The 21,122-nt window shown below is 58.1% G+C and carries 19 protein-coding genes and 1 tRNA gene; 8 read left to right on the top strand and 12 right to left on the bottom strand.

The window, feature by feature from the left end:
- Positions 1-45 precede the first annotated feature (45 nt).
- Positions 46-585, bottom strand: coding sequence for an AidA/PixA family protein (locus PMI21_RS21025; protein ID WP_007935727.1), 540 nt, complete (start codon positions 583-585; stop codon positions 46-48).
- Positions 586-711: 126 nt separating this feature from the next.
- On the bottom strand, positions 712-1,215 hold the full coding sequence (locus tag PMI21_RS21030) for an inclusion body family protein (protein WP_007935725.1): 504 nt from the start codon (positions 1,213-1,215) through the stop codon (positions 712-714).
- Positions 1,216-1,657: 442 nt separating this feature from the next.
- Here PMI21_RS21030 and PMI21_RS21035 point away from each other — a divergent pair, with 442 nt between their 5' ends.
- From PMI21_RS21035 to PMI21_RS21045, 3 genes are all read left to right on the top strand, one after another.
- Positions 1,658-1,987: a YXWGXW repeat-containing protein gene (locus PMI21_RS21035; RefSeq protein ID WP_007935723.1), complete on the top strand. Its 330-nt coding sequence runs from the start codon at positions 1,658-1,660 to the stop codon at positions 1,985-1,987.
- 71 nt (positions 1,988-2,058) lie between these two features.
- Positions 2,059-2,829 (top strand): trans-aconitate 2-methyltransferase, encoded by a 771-nt coding sequence (tam, locus tag PMI21_RS21040; RefSeq protein ID WP_007935722.1) that lies wholly within the window; start codon positions 2,059-2,061, stop codon positions 2,827-2,829.
- A 161-nt stretch (positions 2,830-2,990) separates the two neighbouring features.
- Complete coding sequence (locus tag PMI21_RS21045) at positions 2,991-5,117, top strand: TonB-dependent siderophore receptor (protein WP_007935721.1); 2,127 nt, start codon at positions 2,991-2,993, stop codon at positions 5,115-5,117.
- Positions 5,118-5,238: 121 nt separating this feature from the next.
- On the opposite strand, the gene PMI21_RS21050 is transcribed toward PMI21_RS21045, so the two are convergent.
- Positions 5,239-5,574 (bottom strand): hypothetical protein, encoded by a 336-nt coding sequence (locus tag PMI21_RS21050; RefSeq protein ID WP_007935715.1) that lies wholly within the window; start codon positions 5,572-5,574, stop codon positions 5,239-5,241.
- A 312-nt stretch (positions 5,575-5,886) separates the two neighbouring features.
- Here PMI21_RS21050 and PMI21_RS21055 point away from each other — a divergent pair, with 312 nt between their 5' ends.
- From PMI21_RS21055 to PMI21_RS21075, 5 genes are read left to right on the top strand one after another with little or no spacing between them, the layout of a single operon-like run.
- On the top strand, positions 5,887-7,359 hold the full coding sequence (locus PMI21_RS21055; protein ID WP_007935713.1) for a cytochrome c oxidase subunit II: 1,473 nt from the start codon (positions 5,887-5,889) through the stop codon (positions 7,357-7,359).
- Positions 7,360-7,407: 48 nt separating this feature from the next.
- Positions 7,408-9,183, top strand: a complete 1,776-nt coding sequence (gene ctaD, locus PMI21_RS21060; RefSeq protein WP_007935712.1) for a cytochrome c oxidase subunit I — start codon at positions 7,408-7,410, stop codon at positions 9,181-9,183.
- Positions 9,180-9,866, top strand: a complete 687-nt coding sequence (locus tag PMI21_RS21065) for a cytochrome c oxidase subunit 3 (protein ID WP_007935711.1) — start codon at positions 9,180-9,182, stop codon at positions 9,864-9,866. Before ctaD ends, PMI21_RS21065 begins: the two co-directional genes overlap by 4 nt.
- 6 nt (positions 9,867-9,872) lie before the next feature.
- On the top strand, positions 9,873-10,589 hold the full coding sequence (locus tag PMI21_RS21070) for a heme-copper oxidase subunit III family protein (RefSeq protein ID WP_007935710.1): 717 nt from the start codon (positions 9,873-9,875) through the stop codon (positions 10,587-10,589).
- Positions 10,590-10,602: 13 nt separating this feature from the next.
- Complete coding sequence (locus tag PMI21_RS21075; protein WP_007935708.1) at positions 10,603-10,920, top strand: cytochrome C oxidase subunit IV family protein; 318 nt, start codon at positions 10,603-10,605, stop codon at positions 10,918-10,920.
- A 51-nt stretch (positions 10,921-10,971) separates the two neighbouring features.
- On the opposite strand, the gene PMI21_RS21080 is transcribed toward PMI21_RS21075, so the two are convergent.
- The 9 genes from PMI21_RS21080 to PMI21_RS21115 all read right to left on the bottom strand — a co-directional run.
- Positions 10,972-11,526 (bottom strand): hypothetical protein, encoded by a 555-nt coding sequence (locus PMI21_RS21080; RefSeq protein WP_007935706.1) that lies wholly within the window; start codon positions 11,524-11,526, stop codon positions 10,972-10,974.
- Between the two features lie 263 nt (positions 11,527-11,789).
- Positions 11,790-11,863 (bottom strand) — tRNA-Gly (locus PMI21_RS0127965).
- A gap of 182 nt (positions 11,864-12,045) precedes the next feature.
- On the bottom strand, positions 12,046-12,930 hold the full coding sequence (locus tag PMI21_RS21085; protein ID WP_007935704.1) for an alpha/beta fold hydrolase: 885 nt from the start codon (positions 12,928-12,930) through the stop codon (positions 12,046-12,048).
- A 316-nt stretch (positions 12,931-13,246) separates the two neighbouring features.
- Positions 13,247-13,939, bottom strand: coding sequence for a pseudouridine synthase (locus PMI21_RS21090; protein ID WP_007935703.1), 693 nt, complete (start codon positions 13,937-13,939; stop codon positions 13,247-13,249).
- Positions 13,940-14,010: 71 nt separating this feature from the next.
- Positions 14,011-14,229 (bottom strand): cysteine-rich CWC family protein, encoded by a 219-nt coding sequence (locus PMI21_RS21095; RefSeq protein WP_019580865.1) that lies wholly within the window; start codon positions 14,227-14,229, stop codon positions 14,011-14,013.
- A 122-nt stretch (positions 14,230-14,351) separates the two neighbouring features.
- A complete protein-coding gene (atzF, locus tag PMI21_RS21100; protein ID WP_007935701.1) occupies positions 14,352-16,130 on the bottom strand; it encodes an allophanate hydrolase in 1,779 nt (592 codons plus the stop codon).
- A 25-nt stretch (positions 16,131-16,155) separates the two neighbouring features.
- Positions 16,156-19,788: an urea carboxylase gene (uca, locus tag PMI21_RS21105; protein WP_007935700.1), complete on the bottom strand. Its 3,633-nt coding sequence runs from the start codon at positions 19,786-19,788 to the stop codon at positions 16,156-16,158.
- Positions 19,789-20,005: 217 nt separating this feature from the next.
- The gene (locus tag PMI21_RS21110; protein WP_007935698.1) at positions 20,006-20,647 is read right to left on the bottom strand and encodes an urea amidolyase associated protein UAAP2; all 642 of its coding nucleotides are present in this window, start codon (positions 20,645-20,647) and stop codon (positions 20,006-20,008) included.
- An 11-nt stretch (positions 20,648-20,658) separates the two neighbouring features.
- Positions 20,659-21,122, bottom strand: a 464-nt coding sequence (locus tag PMI21_RS21115; RefSeq protein ID WP_007935696.1) for a DUF1989 domain-containing protein, incomplete at its 5' end; no start/stop codon positions are given.

Here is a 21,122-nt window from a genome sequence, read left to right as displayed (position 1 = left end):
CATAAAAAAACCGGCCCCTGAGGCCGGTTTTTTGTGCAAATCCGTTCACGCCGACATCGTCACCTCAGTCTTCCAGCTGAAATACCCGAGCGCTTCGCAGCGCTGGTTGATCAGCATGAAGCTCAGTTCACAGGTTGCCGTGCCCGCGCTCAGTTGTGAGCACTCCCAATAATGATCATCGGCGCTATGGCTGCCTGGTTGGGTAGGGTTGGCGGGGTCGGGTGCGGGGACGGTCTGGTCGCCGTGGACGATCAGTTTGGGCGGCGAAAGGATTCCGGCATCGTCCACCGTCATGTTGTGGAATACCACGGTGTGTTCGGCCAGCAAACTGACGGTCCTGCCGCGAATATGAAAGGCTTTTCCGTTGTTGGTGGCTAACGTAATTTTACTGTCATTTATAACATTTTCTGCTGCCGTCATAGCACTGACGGCGAAGATGAAGCCATCTTCAATCACCGTCGGCTTTTGCGGTTCAAGGCTGGGTTGCGGATAGCGGGAAAGCAGCGATTCGGCATCGACGATCAGCAGTACGCTATTGGCTGTCACAGTACTCGCCGAAGGGGAGGTAATCGGTTCGGAAGTCATCATGGATTCCTTTCATGATGTTGACGCAACACGGTAGCCGCTTCGGTTTCAAGCAAGACATCCTGTTCCAGCCGAGGCGGCAACGAACTGGGGTGACCCCTCGTTGCCAAGGGGTCGATTCCATCATCAGTTATGGATGGAAATGAACGGGTCCCACGAGCAGCAGGCGATAGTCTGGCAGTTACGGTCGACGATCAGGAAGTTGAAGTGATAGGTCACACGACCACACGCCAGGGTTTCCGAAGACCAGTAATGGTTGGCGACTTTCTGACAGCTAGGCACCGATGGATTGCTGGGGTTGGGTACCGCAACGCTAGCGGTAGCCGTGCGTGGCGAAGGCGGGGAGATCAGATCGTTGCCTTGGTTGCCGATGAATTTGTAGAAAATCACGGCCTGTTCGAAGCTCTGGGACAGGCTGGTTTCACGCCAGCGGATCAGATCGCCGACCTGGGCCTTGAGGTCCAGCTCACCACCGGCCTGGCCGCTGACCACGTTATCCTGATTGGTGACCATGTAGACGTGCTTCCAGTCGATCAGCGTCGGTGCAGCAGGGTTTTTGCTGATGTTCGGGTAGTTTTTCAGAATGGTTTCAGTGTCGATGGAAACAAGTACATCCGTGATACGAGACATAGTGAAGCTCCTTTTAACAGAGTGATTGTCTGGCTACTTATCAGGCACGACAACGCTTGTTTGCCTTGTGGCCGTTGCGAACACACTACTGGGGAACCCACTCGATCACGGGTACGAGCTGGCCTTGCTCCTTGCCTTGAAATGACGGGTTGGGTTCCTTCCAACAGGCCGCGATAGGACTATAGATGTCATTTTTATACTGTCAAAACTGCTTTGATGGTCGATCGACGAACGGTCATTTTTGTTATGGTTTCCAACGATTTGGCGATAAAAAAAGGCTCATCCAGATCCCCTGTGTTTTTCACTCGTCAAGTGATCCAGGTTCAGGCAATAGACAGACAAGACCTGTTAAAAAAGCAGTGAACCAGGCAGGAGCATGGTGGAAAAGGGGGCGTTTTTTTTGCTGGTTCACTCGACTTGGCTTTCAGCCAGAGGAGGCGGCATGTTTTTACGTTACATGGTGTTGCTGGCGGTGGTGGTGGCCGCTGCGGGATGTGTGCAGGAGCGGGTCGTTCATGACCGGCGTCCGGTGCAGCGTGAATACGTTGAGGTCATTGCACCGCAGCCGCCACCGGAACGCGTTATTGAGGTGGAGCCCGAGGGGCGACCGGGTTACCTCTGGTCCAGGGGGTACTGGCGTTGGGAAGGTGGGCGTTATGTCGCGGTTCATGGCCATTGGGTCCCGGAACGACCGGGGTATCGTTATGTGCATCCGCACTGGGAGCAACGTAACGATGGCTGGCACTGGCGGGTGGGGGCGTGGGTTAACTGACACGGACGATGTATCGTAGCCAACCGGTTGTCTGCCCCTGGCTACAACAATGCACCCGACAGGAGAGCGATATGAGTTGGTCCGCCAAACAATACGTAGCTTTTGAAGATGAGCGCACGCGCCCGGCGCGTGACTTGCTGGCCGCCATTCCCGCAGTGGACGTCCGTTCGGCCATCGACATCGGTTGTGGCCCCGGTAATTCGACCGAGTTGCTGGTGCAGCGCTTTCCCAATGCAGCGGTGCGTGGGCTGGACAGTTCGACCGATATGATCGAGGCCGCCCGCAAGCGTTTGCCTCAAGTACGTTTCGATACCGCTGACATTGATACCTGGAACGAGACCGGCCCGTTCGATGTGATTTTCGCCAATGCGGTGCTGCAGTGGGTGCCGGATCACGCCCGGCTGCTGCCATCTCTGGTGTCCCGGCTCGCGCCCGGCGGCAGCCTGGCGATCCAGATGCCCGATAACCTCAACGAACCGTCGCACCGGTTGATGCGCGAGGTTGCAGCGAACGGCCCTTGGGCTGACAAACTGGCACGTGCCGCTGGCCAGCGAACGGAGATGGAGGGTGCAAGCGGCTACTACTCAATGCTGCGTGCTCACTGTACCCGCGTCGATGTATGGCGCACCACTTACTATCATCCGCTCGCGGACGGCGCGTCGGGCGTGGTCGAGTGGTTCAAGGGCTCCGGTTTGCGGCCTTTTCTCGAACCACTGGATGACGTGGAGCGGGCGCACTATCTCAAGCAGTATCAGGCGGCAATCGAGCAGGCCTATCCGGCGCTGAGCGATGGTTCGGTGCTGTTGCCGTTTCCGCGGTTGTTCATGGTGGCGACGCGCTGACGAACAAAGGGACACGCTTGATCGATTGTCCCATTGGTGGGGTTCGTAAAAGCATTCAAATGCGAATACGTATCAAAGGCTAACAATACGGTATATCATGCGCCGCAAATTATTGGCACGTATGCCGTCTCATTTGGCCTCTCCACCAAGGTTCTTCATCAATGCGTCGTACTTTGTTTTCTATCTGTGTGCTCCAGGCGTTTTCTCCGTCTACATGGGCAGAGCAAGCCGCTACGGAAAAGACCAGTCTGGAGTTGCAAGCGACCGACATCATCGGTACGACGGACTATGAAACAGCACAAGGGCCGGTGAAGGGGTATCACGCAACGCGGTCGGCCAGTGCGACACGAACCGACACTGCGATTCACGAAACGCCACAGTCCATTAGCGTGGTGTCCAAGGATGTTGTAGAGGACATCGGTGCAACTCGCCTTCAGGACGCACTCGATTATGCCGGCGGAGTGGGGCGGGCCAACAACTTCGGTGGTCAGGGGCTGACTACTTTTACGGTGCGTGGATTTACCACCGGAGAGTTTTATCGCAACGGTTTTCCAATCAATCGTGGTTATCCGAACATGCCTGACGCAAACACCATCGAGCGGCTGGAGGTGCTGCGCGGCCCAGCGACCATGCTCTATGGCCGGGGCGATCCTGGTGGCACATTCAACGTTGTCTCCAAACAACCGCTGGCAGAGCGCACGGTCACGCTGGGCAGCCAACTGGATGACCAGGGTATGAAGCGCGGCACGCTGGATGCCTCCGGCCCGCTCGACGAAGAAGGCCGTCTGGCGTATCGCCTGAATGTGGTGGGCGAGGGCGGGGAAACCTTCCGCGATCATGTCGAAACCGAACGTTATGGGGTGACGCCGGTCCTTTCCTGGCAGGCCAGCGACGACACCAAGGTGATTTTCGAGGGCGACTTCATGCGCAACAATCACCCTCTGGACCGCGGTCTGACGCGCTATCCGAATCAAATTGGCACAGCGTCTCGTGACACCTTCTTCGGTGAAAAAGACGCGGGCAAATTACACAACGACAACAACATGGCACAGCTGCGGTTCGAGCACCTGCTAAGCGATAACTGGACATTGGGTGGTGGTTTTCAATGGCTCGATGGCACCTTGCAGGGCAACGCAATTGAAGCCAATGGTGTTGCCGCTGACGGGCGCACGTTGGGTCGTAATTTCAGCTACCGCAAGCTGGAGTGGACGGACAAAGACACTCAACTGAACCTCACCGGGCATTTCTCCACGGGCGGCTTCGAGCACACGCTGTTGACCGGTGTCGAGTACGAGGATTATGACTACAAGTCCATCATCCAGCGCTCCAGCGGAGCGGTCGGCGCCTATTCGATCGACCTCTTCAATCCGGTGTACGGCCAGCCTCGTCCAGCCTTGACCCGTACCCCGACCAACGACAAGGAAAACCTCAAGACATACGCAGCCTTCGTTCAGGATCAGGTGGCGTTGACCGAGCGTTTAAAAGTCCTGGCGGGCGCCCGCTTCGAGCGCTTTGAGCACGACTACGAGACTTTTGTGCCGGGTGGCAGGAGCTGGACTGCGAGCGACAACGCGGTGACGCCGCGTCTTGGGGTGATTTACGATCTCACCGATACTGTAGCGGTGTATGCCGATGCAGCGCGCTCCTTCAAGCCCAATACGGGGGCCAGCCGTCAGGGCGGAGGTTTTGAGCCGGAAAAGGGCAAGTCTTATGAGATGGGTATCAAATGGGAAGCCCTGGATCGCCAGTTGAGTGTTGACGCGGCGATCTACCAGATTGAAAAACGCAACGTCCTCACCACCGATCCTGTGGACTCTACATTCAGCGTAGCGGCCGGAGAGGTGCGCAGCCGTGGCTTTGATCTGAACGTGGCCGGCAATCTGACTCCGGAATGGCGAGTGATTGGCGGCTATGCCTATGTCGATGCCGAGGTCACCAAGGACAATGTGATCCAGTCGGGAACCCGGCTGATGAACATTCCGCAGAACAGCTTCAGCCTGCTCAACGTCTACGAGTTCCAGGATGGCACGTTCAAAGGGCTTGGCTTGGGTGTGGGGGGCAAGTACGTCGATGAGCGTGCAGGCCAGACCGCTAATACGGCGTTTTCGATGGGCAGTTACACCGTTGTCGATCTGCTCGGTTTCTACAAGGTCAATGACAAGGTCAGGCTCAATCTCGATGTGAAGAACCTGTTCGACCGTGACTATGAAGAAGGCGCCTTCGGCAATGTCTATGCCTACCCTGGTGAGCCGAGAACCATTCAGGTCGGTATTTCTTACACGCTCTAGACGATCTTCAAGGCAGCTTTCCGAGCGCGAGAGTCAGAAGCGAGCGCTCCCCTTCAAGGGGAATGCCAGTCAGTCAGGCTGACTGGCATTTTTATTTTCAGGTGGATACTTCGGGGTGCTGCTAAAGCAACTGATCAATCAAAACCGCGTTGCTATAGATCAAGCTGCCATCGCTCGCTCGATGCCCGACCAAATGGAACTGACCACGCTCGTCATGCAAATAGACGCGCATCTGGCAGTCGGACAAGGGAGCGTATCCCTCCGGCAAGATCAATTCCATTGAGCTCATGTCGACGTCGACCATGGCTTCACGCTCATGGGTATTCTGCAGACGTTCTTCAGCTTCCTCCAGACGCAGATGGAGGGGGCCGTCGACGTAAAAATGGATCTCGCCGATCGGAATGGACTTCTGCTCGGGTCTGGGCTTGCACCAGCCTTCGATCGTCAGGGTACTCATGACGAAACCTCCGTCGTGGACTGCTGGACTCTATGGCTCTTGTCTCCCCTCAATGCCATCACTTTTCTGACTACTACGCATGGGCAGGGTCGGTCTTTTGGGCCGCTTCTGGCCGATCTCTGCCGTTCGTAATCTGAAATTGAGTATAGCTGGCAACCGGGCCTCGCTTGCCCGCCTCACGGTACAGCCCGATCGCTCTATACTGCTTACTGACTTTGCCACCGGGATGGGTGGCAGTTGTCTGCCCTGCTTGGACGTCAGTGGCGATGCTTTGGCATAACCAATGAGCAACGGGAACAGGATGAAGAGAACATGGCAATAGCAATTATCCTGATACTAATCGTTATTGCATCAGTACTCTTCCATATACTCGCGCCTTGGCATGCAACACCGGCAGCTTCCAACTGGGGATCCATAGACACCACCCTGTTTATCACCCTGATCATTAGCGGAATATTCTTCATCGCCATTACGGTATTCATGGCGGTAGCCGTGATGCGTTATCGTCACAAGGCGGGTTCCAGGGCGCACTACCAGCCAGAAAGTAAAAAGCTGGAACTATGGTTAATTATCGTTACCTCGGTAGGTATTGCCGCCATGCTGGCGCCAGGCCTGGTTGTTTACGATGATTTTATCCGGGTACCGAAAAATGCCTATGAACTTGAAGTGATCGCCCAGCAGTGGCAGTGGGCCTTTCGCTTCCCTGGCCAAGACGGGAAGTTGGGTAAGTCGGATATCAAGTTTGTTGATTCCACCAACCCCCTTGGCATCGACCCCAATGATCCTGCCGGGCAGGACGATGTCCTGATAAAAAGCAATGAAGTTCGCCTTCCACTTGATAAGCCGGTAAAAGTTTTACTGCGATCCAAAGATGTACTGCACGATTTCTATGTACCGCAGATGCGTAGCAAGATGGACATGGTGCCAGGGATGGTGTCGTACTTTTGGTTTACGCCGACCAAAACCGGGAACTATGAAATTCTGTGTGCTGAGTATTGTGGCGTCGGTCATTACAACATGCGCGGCCATATGATCGTGGAAGAACAGGACGTCTTCGATCAATGGCTGAACAGCCAACCGACGTTCGCGCAGACATTAGCGACAGCTGCCAAGCCCAGTCGGGACAGCGTGCTGGAAAAGGGCCGCCTGTTGGTCGAAAAATACGGCTGCGGGGCCTGCCATAGCCAGGATGGCAGTGCCAGTCTCGGCCCGGGATGGAAGGGGTTGTATGGTCGCACGGAACAGCTTGTCGATGGCACCCGTGTGCAGGTCGATGAGGCTTACCTGAAAGAGTCGATCCTCGATCCGAAGGCCCGCCTGGTACAAGGCTACCCGCCGGTCATGGTGACCTATACTCTCAATGACGATGAACTGGGTGCGCTCGTCGCCCTGATCAAATCGCTGGGTGTCGCGCCCCAGGACGAGGAACGTTCTGCCGGCGAAGCGTCGGCCCCAGGTGATGACTTGGCGGCGCAGGGACAGCGGCTGGCCGAGTCGCTCGGCTGTCTGGCCTGCCACAGTGTCGATGGCAGCAAGGGCATCGGCCCCAGCTGGCAGGGCCTGTATGGCAAGACCGAAACCCTTGCCGACGGTACGAACATAAAGGTCGATGAGGGTTATATAAAAGATTCGGTTCTTAATCCCGCTGCCAAAATCGTCAAGGGCTATGCGCCCGTCATGCCGGTCTTTGCTCCGAGCGATAAGGAGTTGAATGCACTGATCGCTTTTATCAAATCCAAAGCGAATGCCGACGCTGATGCGAGCAAGGCGCAGCCAGGGAAATAGCCGTAAGCAGCCAGCAATACACTGAAACTTCGACAGGAGGATGACGTGATGGCCTATGCGGAGCAAGCCGAAACAGAAGCACTGCACGAGCCTAAAAGCTTCCTGACCAAATATGTCTGGAGTCAGGACCACAAGGTCATAGCCATTCAATATTCGTTGACGGCTCTGTTCGTGGGGCTTATCGCCGTGGTGTTGTCCGGCTTGATGCGCATACAGATAGGTTTTCCCGGCAGTTTGGCGTTCATGGACGCCAATACTTACTATCAGGCGATGACCATGCACGGCATGATCATGGTCATTTATTTGCTGACGGCCCTGTTTCTGGGAGGCTTCGGTAACTATCTGATCCCACTGATGGTGGGTGCCCGCGACATGGTCTTCCCCTACGTCAACATGCTGAGCTACTGGTTCTACCTGGTGGCGGTACTGGTATTGCTCGCCGGTTTCTTTGTTCCTGGCGGTCCCACCGGGTCGGGCTGGACGCTCTATCCGCCACAGTCGATTACTCAGGGGACACCGGGGGTCGAGTGGGGCATCGTCCTGATGCTCGTCTCACTGGCGATTTTTATTGTCGCCGCCACCATGGGCGGGCTGAACTACGTCACCACGGTGTTGCAGGCGCGCACGCACGGCATGACATTGTTTCGCATGCCGCTCTCCGTATGGGGAATCTTCATGGCCTCGATCATGGCCTTGCTGGCCTTCCCGGCGTTGTTTGTCAGTGCGGTCATGATGCTGTTTGACAAGCTGTTGGGCACCAGCTTCTTTATGCCGGCGATCATCTCGCTGGGGCAGCAGCTCAATCATCAGGGCGGTAGCCCAATATTATTCCAGCACCTGTTCTGGTTCTTCGGCCACCCGGAGGTCTACATCGTTGCTCTCCCTGCGTTTGGTCTGGTCTCCGACTTGATCAGCACCCATGCGCGTAAAAATATCTTCGGCTACCGAATGATGGTGTGGGCGATTATTGCGATTGGCGTGCTCAGCTTTGTGGTCTGGGCGCACCATATGTATGTCAGCGGGATGAACCCGTACTTTGGCTTTTTCTTCGCCGTCACTACGTTGATCATCGCGGTGCCGACTGCACTGAAAGTCTATAACTGGGTGCTGACCCTGTGGCGGGGCGACATTCATCTGACCGTGCCGATGCTGTTTGCCCTGGCCTTTATCGTCACCTTCCTGGTGGGCGGTCTGACCGGGTTGTTTCTCGGCAATGTGATCGTGGACATTCCGCTCTCGGACACCTATTTCGTCGTCGCCCATTTCCATATGGTCATGGGAGTCGCACCGGTACTGGTGGTGTTCGGCGGCATCTATCATTGGTTCCCGAAAGTCACCGGGCGCATGTTTAACGACACCCTGGGCAAGTTGCATTTCTGGATCACCTTTCTGGGCACCTACGCCATCTTCTTCCCCATGCACTACCTGGGTTTCCAGGGCATGCCGCGCCGTTACTACGCCTATGAAAACTACGCGTTCATCCCGCAGTCGGCGCAAGAGTTGAATGCTTTCATTACGGTGGTTGCATTGACCGTCGGCGTTTCCCAGTTGCTGTTCGTGTTCAACCTGGCCTGGAGTGTATTTAAAGGTAAACCCGCAGGCAGTAACCCCTGGGGCGCGGCCAGTCTGGAATGGCAAACGCCGAACACCCCGCCGATACACGGTAACTGGGGAGCGAAGCTGCCGGTGGTGCATCGCTGGGCCTATGACTACAGCGTGCCGGGGATAGAGCAGGATTTCGTTCCGCAAACGGTCTCCGCCGAGGAACTGGAGCAAATGCGCCAACTCAGTGCCGGAACCAGGATAGCGGACGTTAAAACATGAACAGACTGCTATTGAGAAACGCCGACGACGCTGATCCCGGCGGCAGTTGGAATCGCGATCCTGAAGGTGTTCAGGCCGCCGCCGATAGAAGCCAAACGGCAAGAATAGGCCTGCGCTTGTTTCTGGCCGTGGTGAGTTCGTTATTCTTTCTCTTCCTGCTTGCCTTCATCGCCCGCTCACAAATGGCCGACTGGCTACCTCTGACAGACCCCTTGGCGCCGTTAGCCAATCCATGGCCGTTGTGGGTGAATTCGGCTTTTCTGGTATTGAGTTGCATCGCACTGCAATGGTCGCGCATAGCCGCCCGACAGGCTCGACTGGACGCAACGGTCATGGGTTTTGTAGTGGGGGGCGTATTTGCAATTGCCTTTCTGACGGGACAAGTCTGGGTCTGGCAGCAGTTTGTCGCCTGGGGCTACTTTGTCGCCAGTAATCCGGCCAACAGTTTCTTCTACCTGTTGACCGGTGTGCACGGTCTCCACCTGCTGGGTGGGTTGATTGCCTGGGGCATAACCGTCGCTAAATTCCTGCGTCACGTGCCGTTGCCGCAACTCAGCGCCAGCGTAGAACTCTGTACCATCTATTGGCATTACTTATTGGGTCTTTGGTTTGTGCTCTTCGCGCTGCTGACCAGCACGCCGCAAACCTATGAAGCCATCGCCAGATTCTGCGGCCTGAGGTGAAAAGCCATGGCATCGCATCCACAAGAAGCCCCAAGCGAGTCAAGTTCATCCAATCCACCAGGTTTGCCGCCTGCACCCGGATGGCAGGGCATTGCCAGCGACTGGGCCTCGGATAGGGAGGCTTTCAGGCAGGTCCCCTGGGGCAAGGCGATGATGTGGATATTCCTGCTCAGCGATACGTTTATATTCACCTGTTTTTTAACCGGCTACATGTCGGTCCGTATGACCATCACCGCCCCTTGGCCGAACCCCAGTGAAGTGTTCGCATTGACGATCGGCGGCAGAGAAATCCCGCTTATTCTGATCGCCATCATGACCTTTGTGCTGATCAGCAGCAGCGGCACCATGGCCATGGCCGTTAACTTCGCCTATCGCCGTGATCGCGCGAAAACCACGGCTCTGATGCTGGCGACCGCTGCCTTGGGTGTGACCTTCGTCAGCATGCAGGCATTTGAATGGAGCAAGCTCATCGCCGAAGGGGTGCGTCCCTGGGGGAATCCCATGGGCGCGGCGCAATTTGGTGCGAGTTTTTTCATGATTACCGGTTTCCACGGGCTGCATGTGTCAATCGGCGCCATCTACCTCAGCATTGTGGCGATGAAAGTCATGCGAGGAGATTATGAGCGCTCCGGAAACTATCAGAACGTCGAGATAGCCGGGCTTTACTGGCACTTCGTGGATTTGGTGTGGGTGTTTATTTTTGCTTTCTTCTATTTATGGTAGAGGAGCACGGGTGATGGCGCATGCTCAGGGTCAGCAACATCCGATCAGTTTGTATCTCAAAATCTGGGGGCTGTTATTCGTCCTCAGCACGATGTCGTATCTCGTCGACTATTTTCACTTCCATGGCTACCTTCGGTGGGCCCTGATTATCACTTTCATGTTGTTGAAGGCAGGGTTAATTGTCTCCATCTTCATGCACATGGCCTGGGAACGGTTGGCCATGGTCTACGCCATATTGGTGCCACCGTTGTGTTTGCTGGTGCTCGTCGGGCTGATGGCCACCGAGGCGGATTATGTTTTCCTCAGCCGGGTCATTTTCTTCGGTCAATAAGCAGCTTACGGATGGCCTCGAGCCTCCGGGGTCAACCCGCAGTAAATGGCGTTATATCGTTCGCTTGAACTGATGCCATTTGTGCAGCCAGGCGACTGTCCAGTGAGGGGATGCCGTACCCGTGCCGGCGATCTTCAGCTTTGGATGATGTTCAATGACCCGATCCAATACCGGCTCCTGATTCGGTTCAACATCCACGAAGAAGATATGTTTGCCGTCTTCTACCATCTGTTTAAAGTTGCGGAAGTGCGCGTTCGGCACCTGGATACCAAAAAAGCCGCCTTCCCAGATGCAGAAGCCAAATATAACAATGGCAAGGAAGATAAAAGGCACCCAGCCTGCAGCGGATTCGGTCCAGCCCATCCAATAAGCGCCGCCAAGGACCAGTGCCGCGAGAGGCACACCAACCACCGCACCAATCTCGCCAGAGTGAACAACATCCTGCTTCATCAACGAGTTGACCTCGTGGAGGTGATGTTCTTCAACATCAGCCACTTGTTCACTGAGCACATGAATTTGTTCGGTATTGATGCCGTTGGCTTCCAGTTCATTTTCAACGGATTCGAGATCGTCGAGATTGTCACTGATGTAATAGTGTCGGTTCATGCCACACCTCCCATCTCGTGCTGGCTGCAGGCCTCCTCTGTCTTGCAGCCGTTAACTGAGATTTGCAGTCGGTATCTGCGCCCGTGGGGAACGTTGCACACTTCATGCAATTCGTAGGAAGTATAGCATTCGCTAGTATGCGGGTCGGGAGGCGTCAAGGTCTGGAAGCCGCTAAACCCCAGGCACAAAAAAACCGGCCATCGAGGCCGGTTTTTTCTTTACCTGCATCCCCCGTCAAAAACGACGTGAGACTGAAATCTGATTGGAGCGGGTGAAGGGAATCGAACCCTCGTTATCAGCTTGGGAAGCTGGAGTAATGCCATTATACGACACCCGCTCAGAGCGGCTGACTTTGTACCAGATGTGAGCGCGGATTTGAAGTTTTTCTTTATGCGCGATGGCTTTAGCGCCGGGTGAAGCACACGCAGAGACTGCGTTACGGTCATTCGCGGGCAAGCCTCGCGCCTATAGGAGTGCGTTCAACACTGCAGGGCGGGGCTTGCTCGCGATGACTCTGTTTCAGATTGCCAATGCATGGTGGTCCTGGACGTAGTGGTAACGCGGCCGGCTTTCGTGTTGCGCCGGTTTCAGGAAACCCAGCAGTGCGTTACGGCTGTCTTGGCAGGCAGTTTTATGTTCCATGTCGAGAAAGTGGCCGGTGGCCTGAAGGGTGGTGAAGGTGCTGTGTTGCACATGGCCGGCGAACAGCCTGGCATCGTCAGCGGCGGTGTACTCGTCCCATTCGCCGTTCATGAACAGTACCGGCACGTTGATTTTCTTTGCCGTGTTCAGATAGCAGTTGCGATCGCCGTTGAGCACGTCGCTGATGTGAAAGTGCATCTGCCCGTATTCATGCTCGGCCAACGAACTGACGTGACGGTGGTTGAAGCGCTTGAACAGCGAAGGCAGGTGTTTGCCGATGGTGCTGTTCACCAGATGGCCGACGCGGTCACCGTCCCGGCTGCCGAGGTAATCGACACCGCGCTGAAGGTAGTCGAGCATGTGCTCGTTGACCACCGGCGAGAACGAACTGATCACAGCCTTTTCGATGCGCCGTGGCCGGTGGGCGAGGGCGACGAGCGTGGCGGCGCCACCAAAGGAAAACGACAGCACGTGTTCGGCGGCGAAGTGGTCGATCAGCTCCAGGAGGATCTGCCCTTCGATTTCCTTGGTCAGCATTTTCTCATGCAGGTTATGGGCCTTGGACTTGCCCGCATAGGGCTGGTCGTAGCACACCACATTGAACTGCGGATAAAGGTTTTTCACGGTTTGGGCAAACGACGCAGTCGTGGACATCGAGCCGTTGACCAGAATGATGGTCTTTTCTGCGGCGTCTGCGCGATAGAACTCCGTGTAAACCCGATACTGACCCTGTATATCCAGCACAGCGATTTCTGGCCTCATGACATAAGACTCCTGGCAAGCGGGTATGCGCGCAAATCAGATTGCACGAGCTTTGTGACAGGTAGGCATACGCCTGGAATTTTTGAAGGCCCATGTCGATCCATTGCAGGCCGGTCGACGGGTATTGTTATAAGCGGGCAGTTTGCCGGGGGAAGGCGGAACCTGAGGGTTCTCTGCCGGCAAAAAGTTTCTTAGAGTAGTTTTGGTGACTCGTCGGTCACATTTCGCGCCGACGTCCTGATTCAAGCAGGGGTCACGTCATCGCGCAAGTATCTTTCGAAAAATGTTCGACAACTTCTGCTGAGCGGTCGTCTGCTTAGATCAATCGGATCTCTTCGTCGCTCAGCGGCCGGTATTCGCCGGGCTTCAACGCGTCGTCGAGCAGCAGCGGCCCCATGCGTTCACGGTGCAGGCGCAACACCTTGTTGTCGAAGTGGCCGAACATCCGTTTTACCTGATGATAACGGCCCTCGACGATGCTCAGGCGCGCCGACTTTGCCCCGAGCACGACCAGTTCGGCAGGTTGGGTAGTGAGGTCTTCGAAGGCGAAGTACAGGCCTTTGGCGAACGTGATCGCGTAGTCGGCAGTGATCTCCTGCTCTGTCTCGACGTAGTAGACCTTGGGCAGTTTGGTCTGTGGTTGGGTCAGGCGTCGCGACCAGGTGCCGTCGTTGGTGATCAGCATCAGGCCGGTGGTGTTGAAGTCCAGGCGACCGGCAATGTGCAGGTCATTTTTGTCCGCTTCATGGATCAGGTCGAGCACCGTCGGGTGTTGCGGGTCGCGGGTGGCACTGACGCAACCGGGGGGTTTGTGCAGCATGAAGTAGCGGGCCGGTTTGCCGACTTGCAGCACTTCGTCGTCGACCTCCACGCGGCTGAACTCAAGCACCTCGGCGTGAGGGTCGCTGACGATAGTTCCGTCGACCCTGACGCGCTTTTCCACCAGCAACAGGCGTACCTGCTTGCGGTTGAAGCGGGGCAGGTTGCTGAGGAAACGGTCAACGCGCATGGTCAGGGATCGGTGGGAGGATTCGGTGGGAGGATTCGGTGGGAGGATTCGGTGGGAGAGCGCCGCGCATCTTACGTGATCGGCCAGGCGGCTGCTTGCAACTGCGCCTCGACCCGGGCGCAGGCCGGGCACAGGCAGGACTTGTCGCGCAGCTCGGCCGGCAGAGTTTCGAACACCGCCGGGTCGATGCTGACGCCGTAGCACCAGCAGGCACGATCGACGGTTCGTGGGTCGGCCAGGCTGCAGTCGTTGGAAGCGCCGCAGGCCGGGCAGAGGTCTGGCTTATTCATGAAAGGGTCATTCGGTAATGGCCGGTTTGTTTGGCCCGAGCTGCGCATGATCGTCCCGCAAGCCGCCATGTGCAAGCTAACGCCCGCACATTCCTGAAGGAGTCTTGCCGGTGATCAGGCGATCAACCCAGGCTTTTCAAATACGCCCGCCAACCACCCAAATGACTGATATCCAGCGCTCCTTCCAACCCATACGGTTCGCAGATAAAACCGCTCTCCCAACGGCCATCCGCCAGTTGCACCTTGCCCAACCCCAGCGGTGCCGGAATCCCGGTGAGGAACGAGCCCAATTCACTGCTCGGCAATTCCCATACTTCCACCGCTATGGCCACGCCGCCCTCTTTAACGCGGACCATGCCGGGGCGATACGGTGGGCCACCGGCCAGGGCATACAGTTGATAGTCGGGAGAACTCTGAGTCGTTTCTACCAGCCGGGCTCCACGCTGTTTGAGTTGCCAGTTCAGCGCCAGTCCCTCCAGATGCGCGCCGCAGACCACCAGCCGTGCCCGGTCATTGCGCGCGATGGCCGCCGGTACGGGTGAGGCCAGGCCCTGCTGACGTTGCAGGGCATCCGCCACGCTCAACAGATACTGATCGGTAAACGCGCGACCAAACAAGGTCACGCCCCATGGCAAACCATTGCCCATCAATCCGCTGGGCACGGCGACGGCAGCGTAATCGAGCAGGTTCATGAAGTTGGTGTAGTAGCCCAGTTCCGAGTTGCGCAGTACCGGTTCAGCCGCCAGTTCCGCCAGCGTCACCGGACGGCCGATGGTTGGCGTCAGCACGCAGTCGAGGCCCTCCAATGCTCTGTCGCACAGCGCCTTCAAGGCTTGCAGCCGGTAGTGGGCACGGAAGGTTTGTACGCCGGTCACCGCCGGGGCCTTGGCCAGCACGGCACGAATCACCGGCAGCACGGCTTGAGGATTTTGCTCCATCAATTCGCCGGCCACGCTGTAACGCTCGGCCACCCACGGCCCTTCGTAGAGCAGCCGCGCCGCTTCCAGGAAGGGCGACAAATCCAGTTCGACCGCTTCACCGCCCATGGTTTTGAGCTGGTCGATGGCATCACCGAACAACAACGGGCCTTCAGGACAGCCGAAGAACGCCAGGTCCTGCGCACGGGGCACACCGAAACGAAACGCGCGCGGCGTGCCGAAGGCCGAGCCGTCATTCCACTGCGGGTTGCTGCGGCTGTATTCGTCCCGTGGATCGAGATGAGCGGTCAGTGCCAACAACTGACTGGCTTCCCGGGCCGTGGCCGTAAAGGTTGTGACGCAATCGAGCGTGCGACAGGCCGGAACCACCCCGGCCGTGGAGATCAGCCCTTTGGTGGCTTTCAAACCGACCAGACTGTTCAGCGCTGCCGGTACGCGCCCGGAACCTGCGGTGTCGGTGCCCAGGGAAAAACTCGCCACGCCAAGCGCCACCGCCAGTGAAGACCCGGCACTGGAACCGCCTGACGGATATTCCGGCAACACGCTGTTCGGGCAAGCGCCATACGGCGAGCGGCTGCCGTTGAGGCCGGTGGCAAACTGGTCGAGATTGGTCTTGCCCAGCGGGATCGCGCCCAGCGCCAGCAGTTGCTCGACGATGGTCGCCGAACGTTCCGGCACGTAGGCAAACGCCGGACACGCCGCCGTGGTCGGAATGCCCGCCAGATCGATATTGTCCTTGATCGCGAACGGCACGCCGTACAGCGGCAGGCTGCCTGGGTCACGACCATCGAGGGCGGCGAGGTACGGTTCCAGTTCCTCGACACTGAGTAAATGGATGAACAGGTGATAGTCCGGGTTCAGCGCCGCGGCTTTTTCCCGCAGGCTCGGCAGCAGTTGCCTGGGCGTGGTGTGGCCGTCACGGTATGCGTTGCGCAGGGCGTCGAGTTGCAGATTGATGTTCATGGTTCAGATCCTTGTTGAAATGGCTTCAGTCGAGTTCCAGCACCACGACGCGCTGTCCGGCGCGCACTGCCGAGCCGGGTTGCACACGAATCTCGCGCACCACACCGGCCATGGGCGCGAGCAGTGGGATTTCCATCTTCATCGACTCCAGAATCACCAGCACATCACCCGCGATCACTCGGCTGCCGACCTCCACCTGAACCTGCCAGAGGTTGCCGGCGATGTGGCTGTCGATGCTCTGCTGACCGTCGGCCAACAGCGCCTCTTCGGTCACTTGCGGCGCCGGCTCTTCACTGTCGAAATGCGCCTGACCGCTGGCGATCCAGCGCTCGCGCTCGGCGTTGAACGCACCTTTTTGCTGATCCCGAAACGCGGCAATGCTGTTGGCCTCCTTAGCCAGAAACGCCTGGTAATCCGCCAGGTTCAACTGACTGTGCTCGATGTTCAGAGCGAAGCGCCCGAGCGGGAAGTCCCGTCGAATGCGCAGCAGTTCATCGGCGCTTACCGGGTAGAAGCTGATCTGATCGAAGAACCGCAGCAGCCACGGTTTGCCATCGAACGCGGCGACCTCGCGGTAGCGATTCCACATCTGCAGGGTGCGGCCGACGAACTGATAACCACCGGGGCCTTCCATGCCGTACACGCACATATAGGCGCCACCGATGCCCACCGAGTTTTCGGCGGTCCAGGTGCGGGCCGGGTTGTATTTGGTGGTGACCAGACGATGCCGTGGGTCGAGCGGGGTGGCGACCGGTGCGCCGAGGTAGACATCGCCCAGCCCCATCACCAGATAGCTGGCGTCGAATACCGTGCGCTGCACTTCGTCGAGGTTCGGCAGGTCATTGATGCGCCGGATGAACTCCAGGTTGCTCGGGCACCATGGGGCGTCCTTGCGCACGGTGGTCATGTATTTTTCGATGGCCAACTGGCAGGCCGGGTCATCCCAGGACAGCGGCAGGTGCACGATGCGTGAGGGAACCTGCAAGTCTTTGGCGGCGCACACGGCGTCCCACTCACCGGCGACGATGCCCAGCAGATCGGCGAGCGGCAGTTGCTCCGGTTGGTAATGCACCTGCAGCGAGCGGATGCCTGGCGTCAGGTCGATCACGCCGTGCAGGTGTTTGCCTTCCAATGCCTGCATCAGCGCGTGGGCGCGGAAGCGCAGGACCAGGTCCAGCTCCGGTGCGCCGATTTCCAGTAACAGGTGAGTATCCCCTGACAACCGGGCGACCAACCGTGTATCTCCCTGACCGATATCCAACACCACAGGCGACACAATCCCCTGTGGGAGCTGGCTTGCCTGCGATGAAGTTGATGCGGTGTCTGATCGGGCCTTATCGCAGACAAGCCAGCTCCCACAGGAATCCCATTTCAGGGCGAGGTTACGGGCGGTCTTGAGATCGACCGGCAAAAACTGCACCTTGTCCCCAGCCTTCAGTTGCCCGATCTGCCAAAGATCCGCTTCGATCACCGTCACCGGGCAGACAAACCCACCAAGGCTCGGGCCATCGGGACCGAGGATCACCGGCATATCACCGGTGAAATCCACCGCGCCAATGGCATACGGATTGTCGTGAATGTTCGACGGATGCAACCCGGCTTCACCCCCATCGGCCCGCACCCATTCTGGCTTGGGCCCGATCAGCCGCACACCGGTGCGGCTGGAGTTGAAATGCACTTCCCATTGGGTGGCGAAGAAGGTGCCGATGTAGTGTTCGGTGAAGTATTCCGGCGCGCCATGCGGGCCGTAGATCACCCGGATTTGCCGCACGGCCGGTAACTCGGTGACCTGTTCTTCAGGCAATTGAATGCCCGCGCTACGGTCGATCAAGGCTGGCACATGCAACACGTCCCCGGCACGCAACGCACGACCGCCATGGCCACCGAATTGACCGAGGGTGAAGGTACTTTTGCTGCCCAGATAATCCGGTACTTGCAGGCCACCGCGCAGGCACAGATAGCTGCGAGCGCCTGCACCGGCGATCGTGCCGAGATGCAATGTGGCACCGGCCGGAACCCGCAGCGCGGTGTTCATCGGCGCCGCTTCACCGTTCAGCGTCAATGGAATCTGCGCACCGGTCACCGCCACAACCGCATCACAATTGAAGCGCAACATCGGCCCGCTCATGGTGATTTCCAGCGCCGCAGCACCCTCGTCGTTACCCAGCAAAAGGTTGCCCAAACGCAACGCTCGGTTGTCCATCGGCCCCGACGGCGGCACGCCGACTGCCCAGTAACCGAGACGCCCCGGATAATCCTGAACGCTGGTCTGGGTGCCGGCGCTGATCACCTCAAAGGTGTTGGCCCGATAGACCAGACCTTCCAGGCAACGAGTCCACGGCTGGCCGCTGGTAAAGGGCACATCGAGCAGAATCTGCCGCAGGTAATCGCGGTTGGTTTCCACCCCGTACAGCAGGCTGTCACCTAGAGTCTGAAGCAGCTCAGCGCGGGCTTCTTCGCGATTCGGCGCCCAGCGGATGACCTTGGCAATCATCGGGTCGAAGTACGGCGGAATCTCGCAACCGGCCTCGACCCACGTGTCGATGCGCAGGTGTTTGCCATCGGCAATGGGGAAACTTACTGCCGTCAGCAGGCCGGGACTCGGTTGAAAATCGCGCCCCGGATCTTCGGCGTAGAGCCTTGCCTGGATTGCGTGGCCGTCGGCTTTCAAGCCTTGGCTCAATGCGTTCAATGGCGGTAAATCTCCGGCCGCCAGTTCCACCATCCAGCGCACCAGATCCACGCCCCACACTTGCTCGGTGACACCGTGCTCCACCTGCAGACGGGTGTTCACTTCAAGAAAATAGAAACGCTGGGCGTCGCTGTCGAAGACGAATTCCACGGTTCCGGCGCTGCGGTAGTTCACTGCCTTGGCGAGTTTGATTGCAGCAAGGCAGAGCGCTTCGGCCATACCGTCGGGCAGGTTGGGGGCAGGGGTTTCTTCGAGGACTTTCTGGTTACGCCGTTGCACCGAGCAGTCGCGCACGCCGAGGGCAATCACCTCGCCCTGGCCGTCGCCGAACACTTGCACTTCCAGATGCCGGGCGCGCTGGATGTACTTCTCGATGAACACACCGGCGTCGCTGAAGTTGTTCTGACCGAGGCGTTTGACGGCGTCGAAGGATTCGCTCAATTCGGCGGCGCTGCGGCACACGCGCATACCGATGCCGCCACCGCCGGCGGTGCTTTTGAGCATCACCGGGTAGCCGACCTGTTCGCCGGCAATCAGGGCTGCGTCAAGGCTGTCGAGCAGCTCGGTGCCTTCGAGCATCGGCACGCCGTGTTGTTTGGCCAGGGCGCGGGCGGTGTGTTTGAGGCCAAACACGCGCAGTTGCTCGGGCGTGGGACCGATGAAGGCGATATCGGCTGCTTCGCAGGCCTCGGCGAACGCGGCGTTTTCCGAGAGGAATCCATAGCCGGGATGGATCGCCGTGGCGCCGGTGGATTTGGCGATGGCGAGGATTTTGTCCACGGCAAGGTAAGTGCCGGCCGCCGCGCCTTCGCCCAGGCTGTGGGCTTCATCGGCGTGCAGGATATGCAGGCTGGCGGCATCGGCTTCGGAGTAAACCCCGACGCCCTTGACCTGCAACTCTCGCAGGGTCCGCAGGATGCGGCAGGCAATGGCGCCACGGTTGGCGATGAGGACTTTTTCGAACATGGCATAACCCCTGGAGGCGATAGCGCATCAGCCTCGACCTGGGATGCGGGCCGTCCCGCAGTTTTTTGAGATGCACCCGGGCCGTCCCGGATGGCTGAGGTTCACTCGATCCCTGTAGGAGCAGCCTTCGGCAGCTCCTACAGGGTTGCTTACTTAATGCACTGGCCGGAACGGCTCTGACACAAGGCAAACAACCACTGCCGCAAACGCGCAAGTTTCAGTTCCATACCAAAAGCTCCGCAGGCGTGGGGTTGTAGGCGTTGCACGGGTTGTTCAGTTGCGGGCAGTTGGAGATCAGCACGATCACGTCCATCTCGGCGCGCAGGTCGACGTATTTGCCGGGCGCTGAAATCCCGTCTTCAAACGTCAGCCCGCCATCGGCCGTCACCGGCACATTCATGAAGAAATTGATGTTCGGCCCGATGTCGCCCTTGCCCAGGCGCCCGTCATGCACGCAGGCGCGCAGGTAGTTGTCGCGGCAGCTGTGCATGTAGCGTTTCTCCAGCGCGTAACGCACGGTGTTGCTTTCTTGTGCGCAGGCACCGCCGAGGGTGTCGTGACGCCCGCAGGTGTCTTCGACGATGGTCAGCATCGGCTTGCCGAGGTTGGAATAGAGCACGCTGCCGGTGCTCAGGTAGACGCTGTTCTGCCGACGCAACGTGCGCTGCACGTCATAGCGCTCCTTGGGATTGGCAAGGCTGTAGAACAGAGTGTCGATCGCCTGATTGCCTTCCAGGTCGAGGATACGCAGGGTCTGGCCGGCCTTGACCTCCATCAGCCAGGGTTCGCCGGCGGGGATGGTGGCGCGGTAGACCGCTGTTTCTGGTTGCTTGTGAACAGTAGCGATAGCGAGTGACATGGCAGCGATCCTCAGGCAAACAGACGGTCGGTGTTGATGAAACCGCGCTCGTTTTCCGGGCGTGAGGTGCGGCAATGTTCGGCGACGCTGGCGTCGGCGTTCATCCAGCTCAGCTTCAGCGGTTTCGGTGCGTATGCCGGCGACGGATCCATCGGGTGTTGCAGCGCGGTGAGCACCACCAGGGTGTCCATCGGCGCGTATAACTCGATGTAATCACCGGCCTTGGAGTTGCCTTCGACGAAGTGGAAACGGCCAGCCTCATCGACGTTCACCCGGCTGAACAGGTTGAGCGTCATCTGCAGATCGGACAGGCCCAAACCCCACTTGCCCAGTTCCACCAGCAAATTGTCGGTACCGTTGCGGAAGAAGCCGTTGCGCAGTTCCTGATAGCGGCCCTGGCCATATTTTTGTGCGACTTCTTCAGCGCAGAGCACGCCGCCGAGGCTGTCGCTCCAGCCACAGGTATCGGCGGGGG

This window comes from Pseudomonas sp. GM18 (assembly GCF_000282195.1).
GTDB lineage: Bacteria > Pseudomonadota > Gammaproteobacteria > Pseudomonadales > Pseudomonadaceae > Aquipseudomonas.
The sequence above is the reverse complement of the archived record's forward strand: the minus strand, read 5'-3'. Positions and strand labels throughout refer to the sequence as shown.

What these genes read in the sequence shown, in the direction of transcription:
- PMI21_RS21025 (WP_007935727.1), bottom strand. Translation starts at nt 585, where the DNA reads ATGACTTCCGAACCGATTACCTCCCCTTCGGCGAGTACTGTGACAGCC.
- atzF (WP_007935701.1), bottom strand. Translation starts at nt 16,130, where the DNA reads ATGAACATCAATCTGCAACTCGACGCCCTGCGCAACGCATACCGTGAC.
- PMI21_RS21085 (WP_007935704.1), bottom strand. Translation starts at nt 12,930, where the DNA reads ATGAGGCCAGAAATCGCTGTGCTGGATATACAGGGTCAGTATCGGGTT.
- PMI21_RS21095 (WP_019580865.1), bottom strand. Translation starts at nt 14,229, where the DNA reads ATGAATAAGCCAGACCTCTGCCCGGCCTGCGGCGCTTCCAACGACTGC.
- PMI21_RS21110 (WP_007935698.1), bottom strand. Translation starts at nt 20,647, where the DNA reads ATGTCACTCGCTATCGCTACTGTTCACAAGCAACCAGAAACAGCGGTC.
- tam (WP_007935722.1), top strand. Translation starts at nt 2,059, where the DNA reads ATGAGTTGGTCCGCCAAACAATACGTAGCTTTTGAAGATGAGCGCACG.
- PMI21_RS21035 (WP_007935723.1), top strand. Translation starts at nt 1,658, where the DNA reads ATGTTTTTACGTTACATGGTGTTGCTGGCGGTGGTGGTGGCCGCTGCG.
- PMI21_RS21065 (WP_007935711.1), top strand. Translation starts at nt 9,180, where the DNA reads ATGAACAGACTGCTATTGAGAAACGCCGACGACGCTGATCCCGGCGGC.
- PMI21_RS21030 (WP_007935725.1), bottom strand. Translation starts at nt 1,215, where the DNA reads ATGTCTCGTATCACGGATGTACTTGTTTCCATCGACACTGAAACCATT.
- ctaD (WP_007935712.1), top strand. Translation starts at nt 7,408, where the DNA reads ATGGCCTATGCGGAGCAAGCCGAAACAGAAGCACTGCACGAGCCTAAA.
- PMI21_RS21050 (WP_007935715.1), bottom strand. Translation starts at nt 5,574, where the DNA reads ATGAGTACCCTGACGATCGAAGGCTGGTGCAAGCCCAGACCCGAGCAG.
- PMI21_RS21045 (WP_007935721.1), top strand. Translation starts at nt 2,991, where the DNA reads ATGCGTCGTACTTTGTTTTCTATCTGTGTGCTCCAGGCGTTTTCTCCG.
- uca (WP_007935700.1), bottom strand. Translation starts at nt 19,788, where the DNA reads ATGTTCGAAAAAGTCCTCATCGCCAACCGTGGCGCCATTGCCTGCCGC.
- PMI21_RS21090 (WP_007935703.1), bottom strand. Translation starts at nt 13,939, where the DNA reads ATGCGCGTTGACCGTTTCCTCAGCAACCTGCCCCGCTTCAACCGCAAG.
- PMI21_RS21080 (WP_007935706.1), bottom strand. Translation starts at nt 11,526, where the DNA reads ATGAACCGACACTATTACATCAGTGACAATCTCGACGATCTCGAATCC.
- PMI21_RS21075 (WP_007935708.1), top strand. Translation starts at nt 10,603, where the DNA reads ATGGCGCATGCTCAGGGTCAGCAACATCCGATCAGTTTGTATCTCAAA.
- PMI21_RS21070 (WP_007935710.1), top strand. Translation starts at nt 9,873, where the DNA reads ATGGCATCGCATCCACAAGAAGCCCCAAGCGAGTCAAGTTCATCCAAT.
- PMI21_RS21055 (WP_007935713.1), top strand. Translation starts at nt 5,887, where the DNA reads ATGGCAATAGCAATTATCCTGATACTAATCGTTATTGCATCAGTACTC.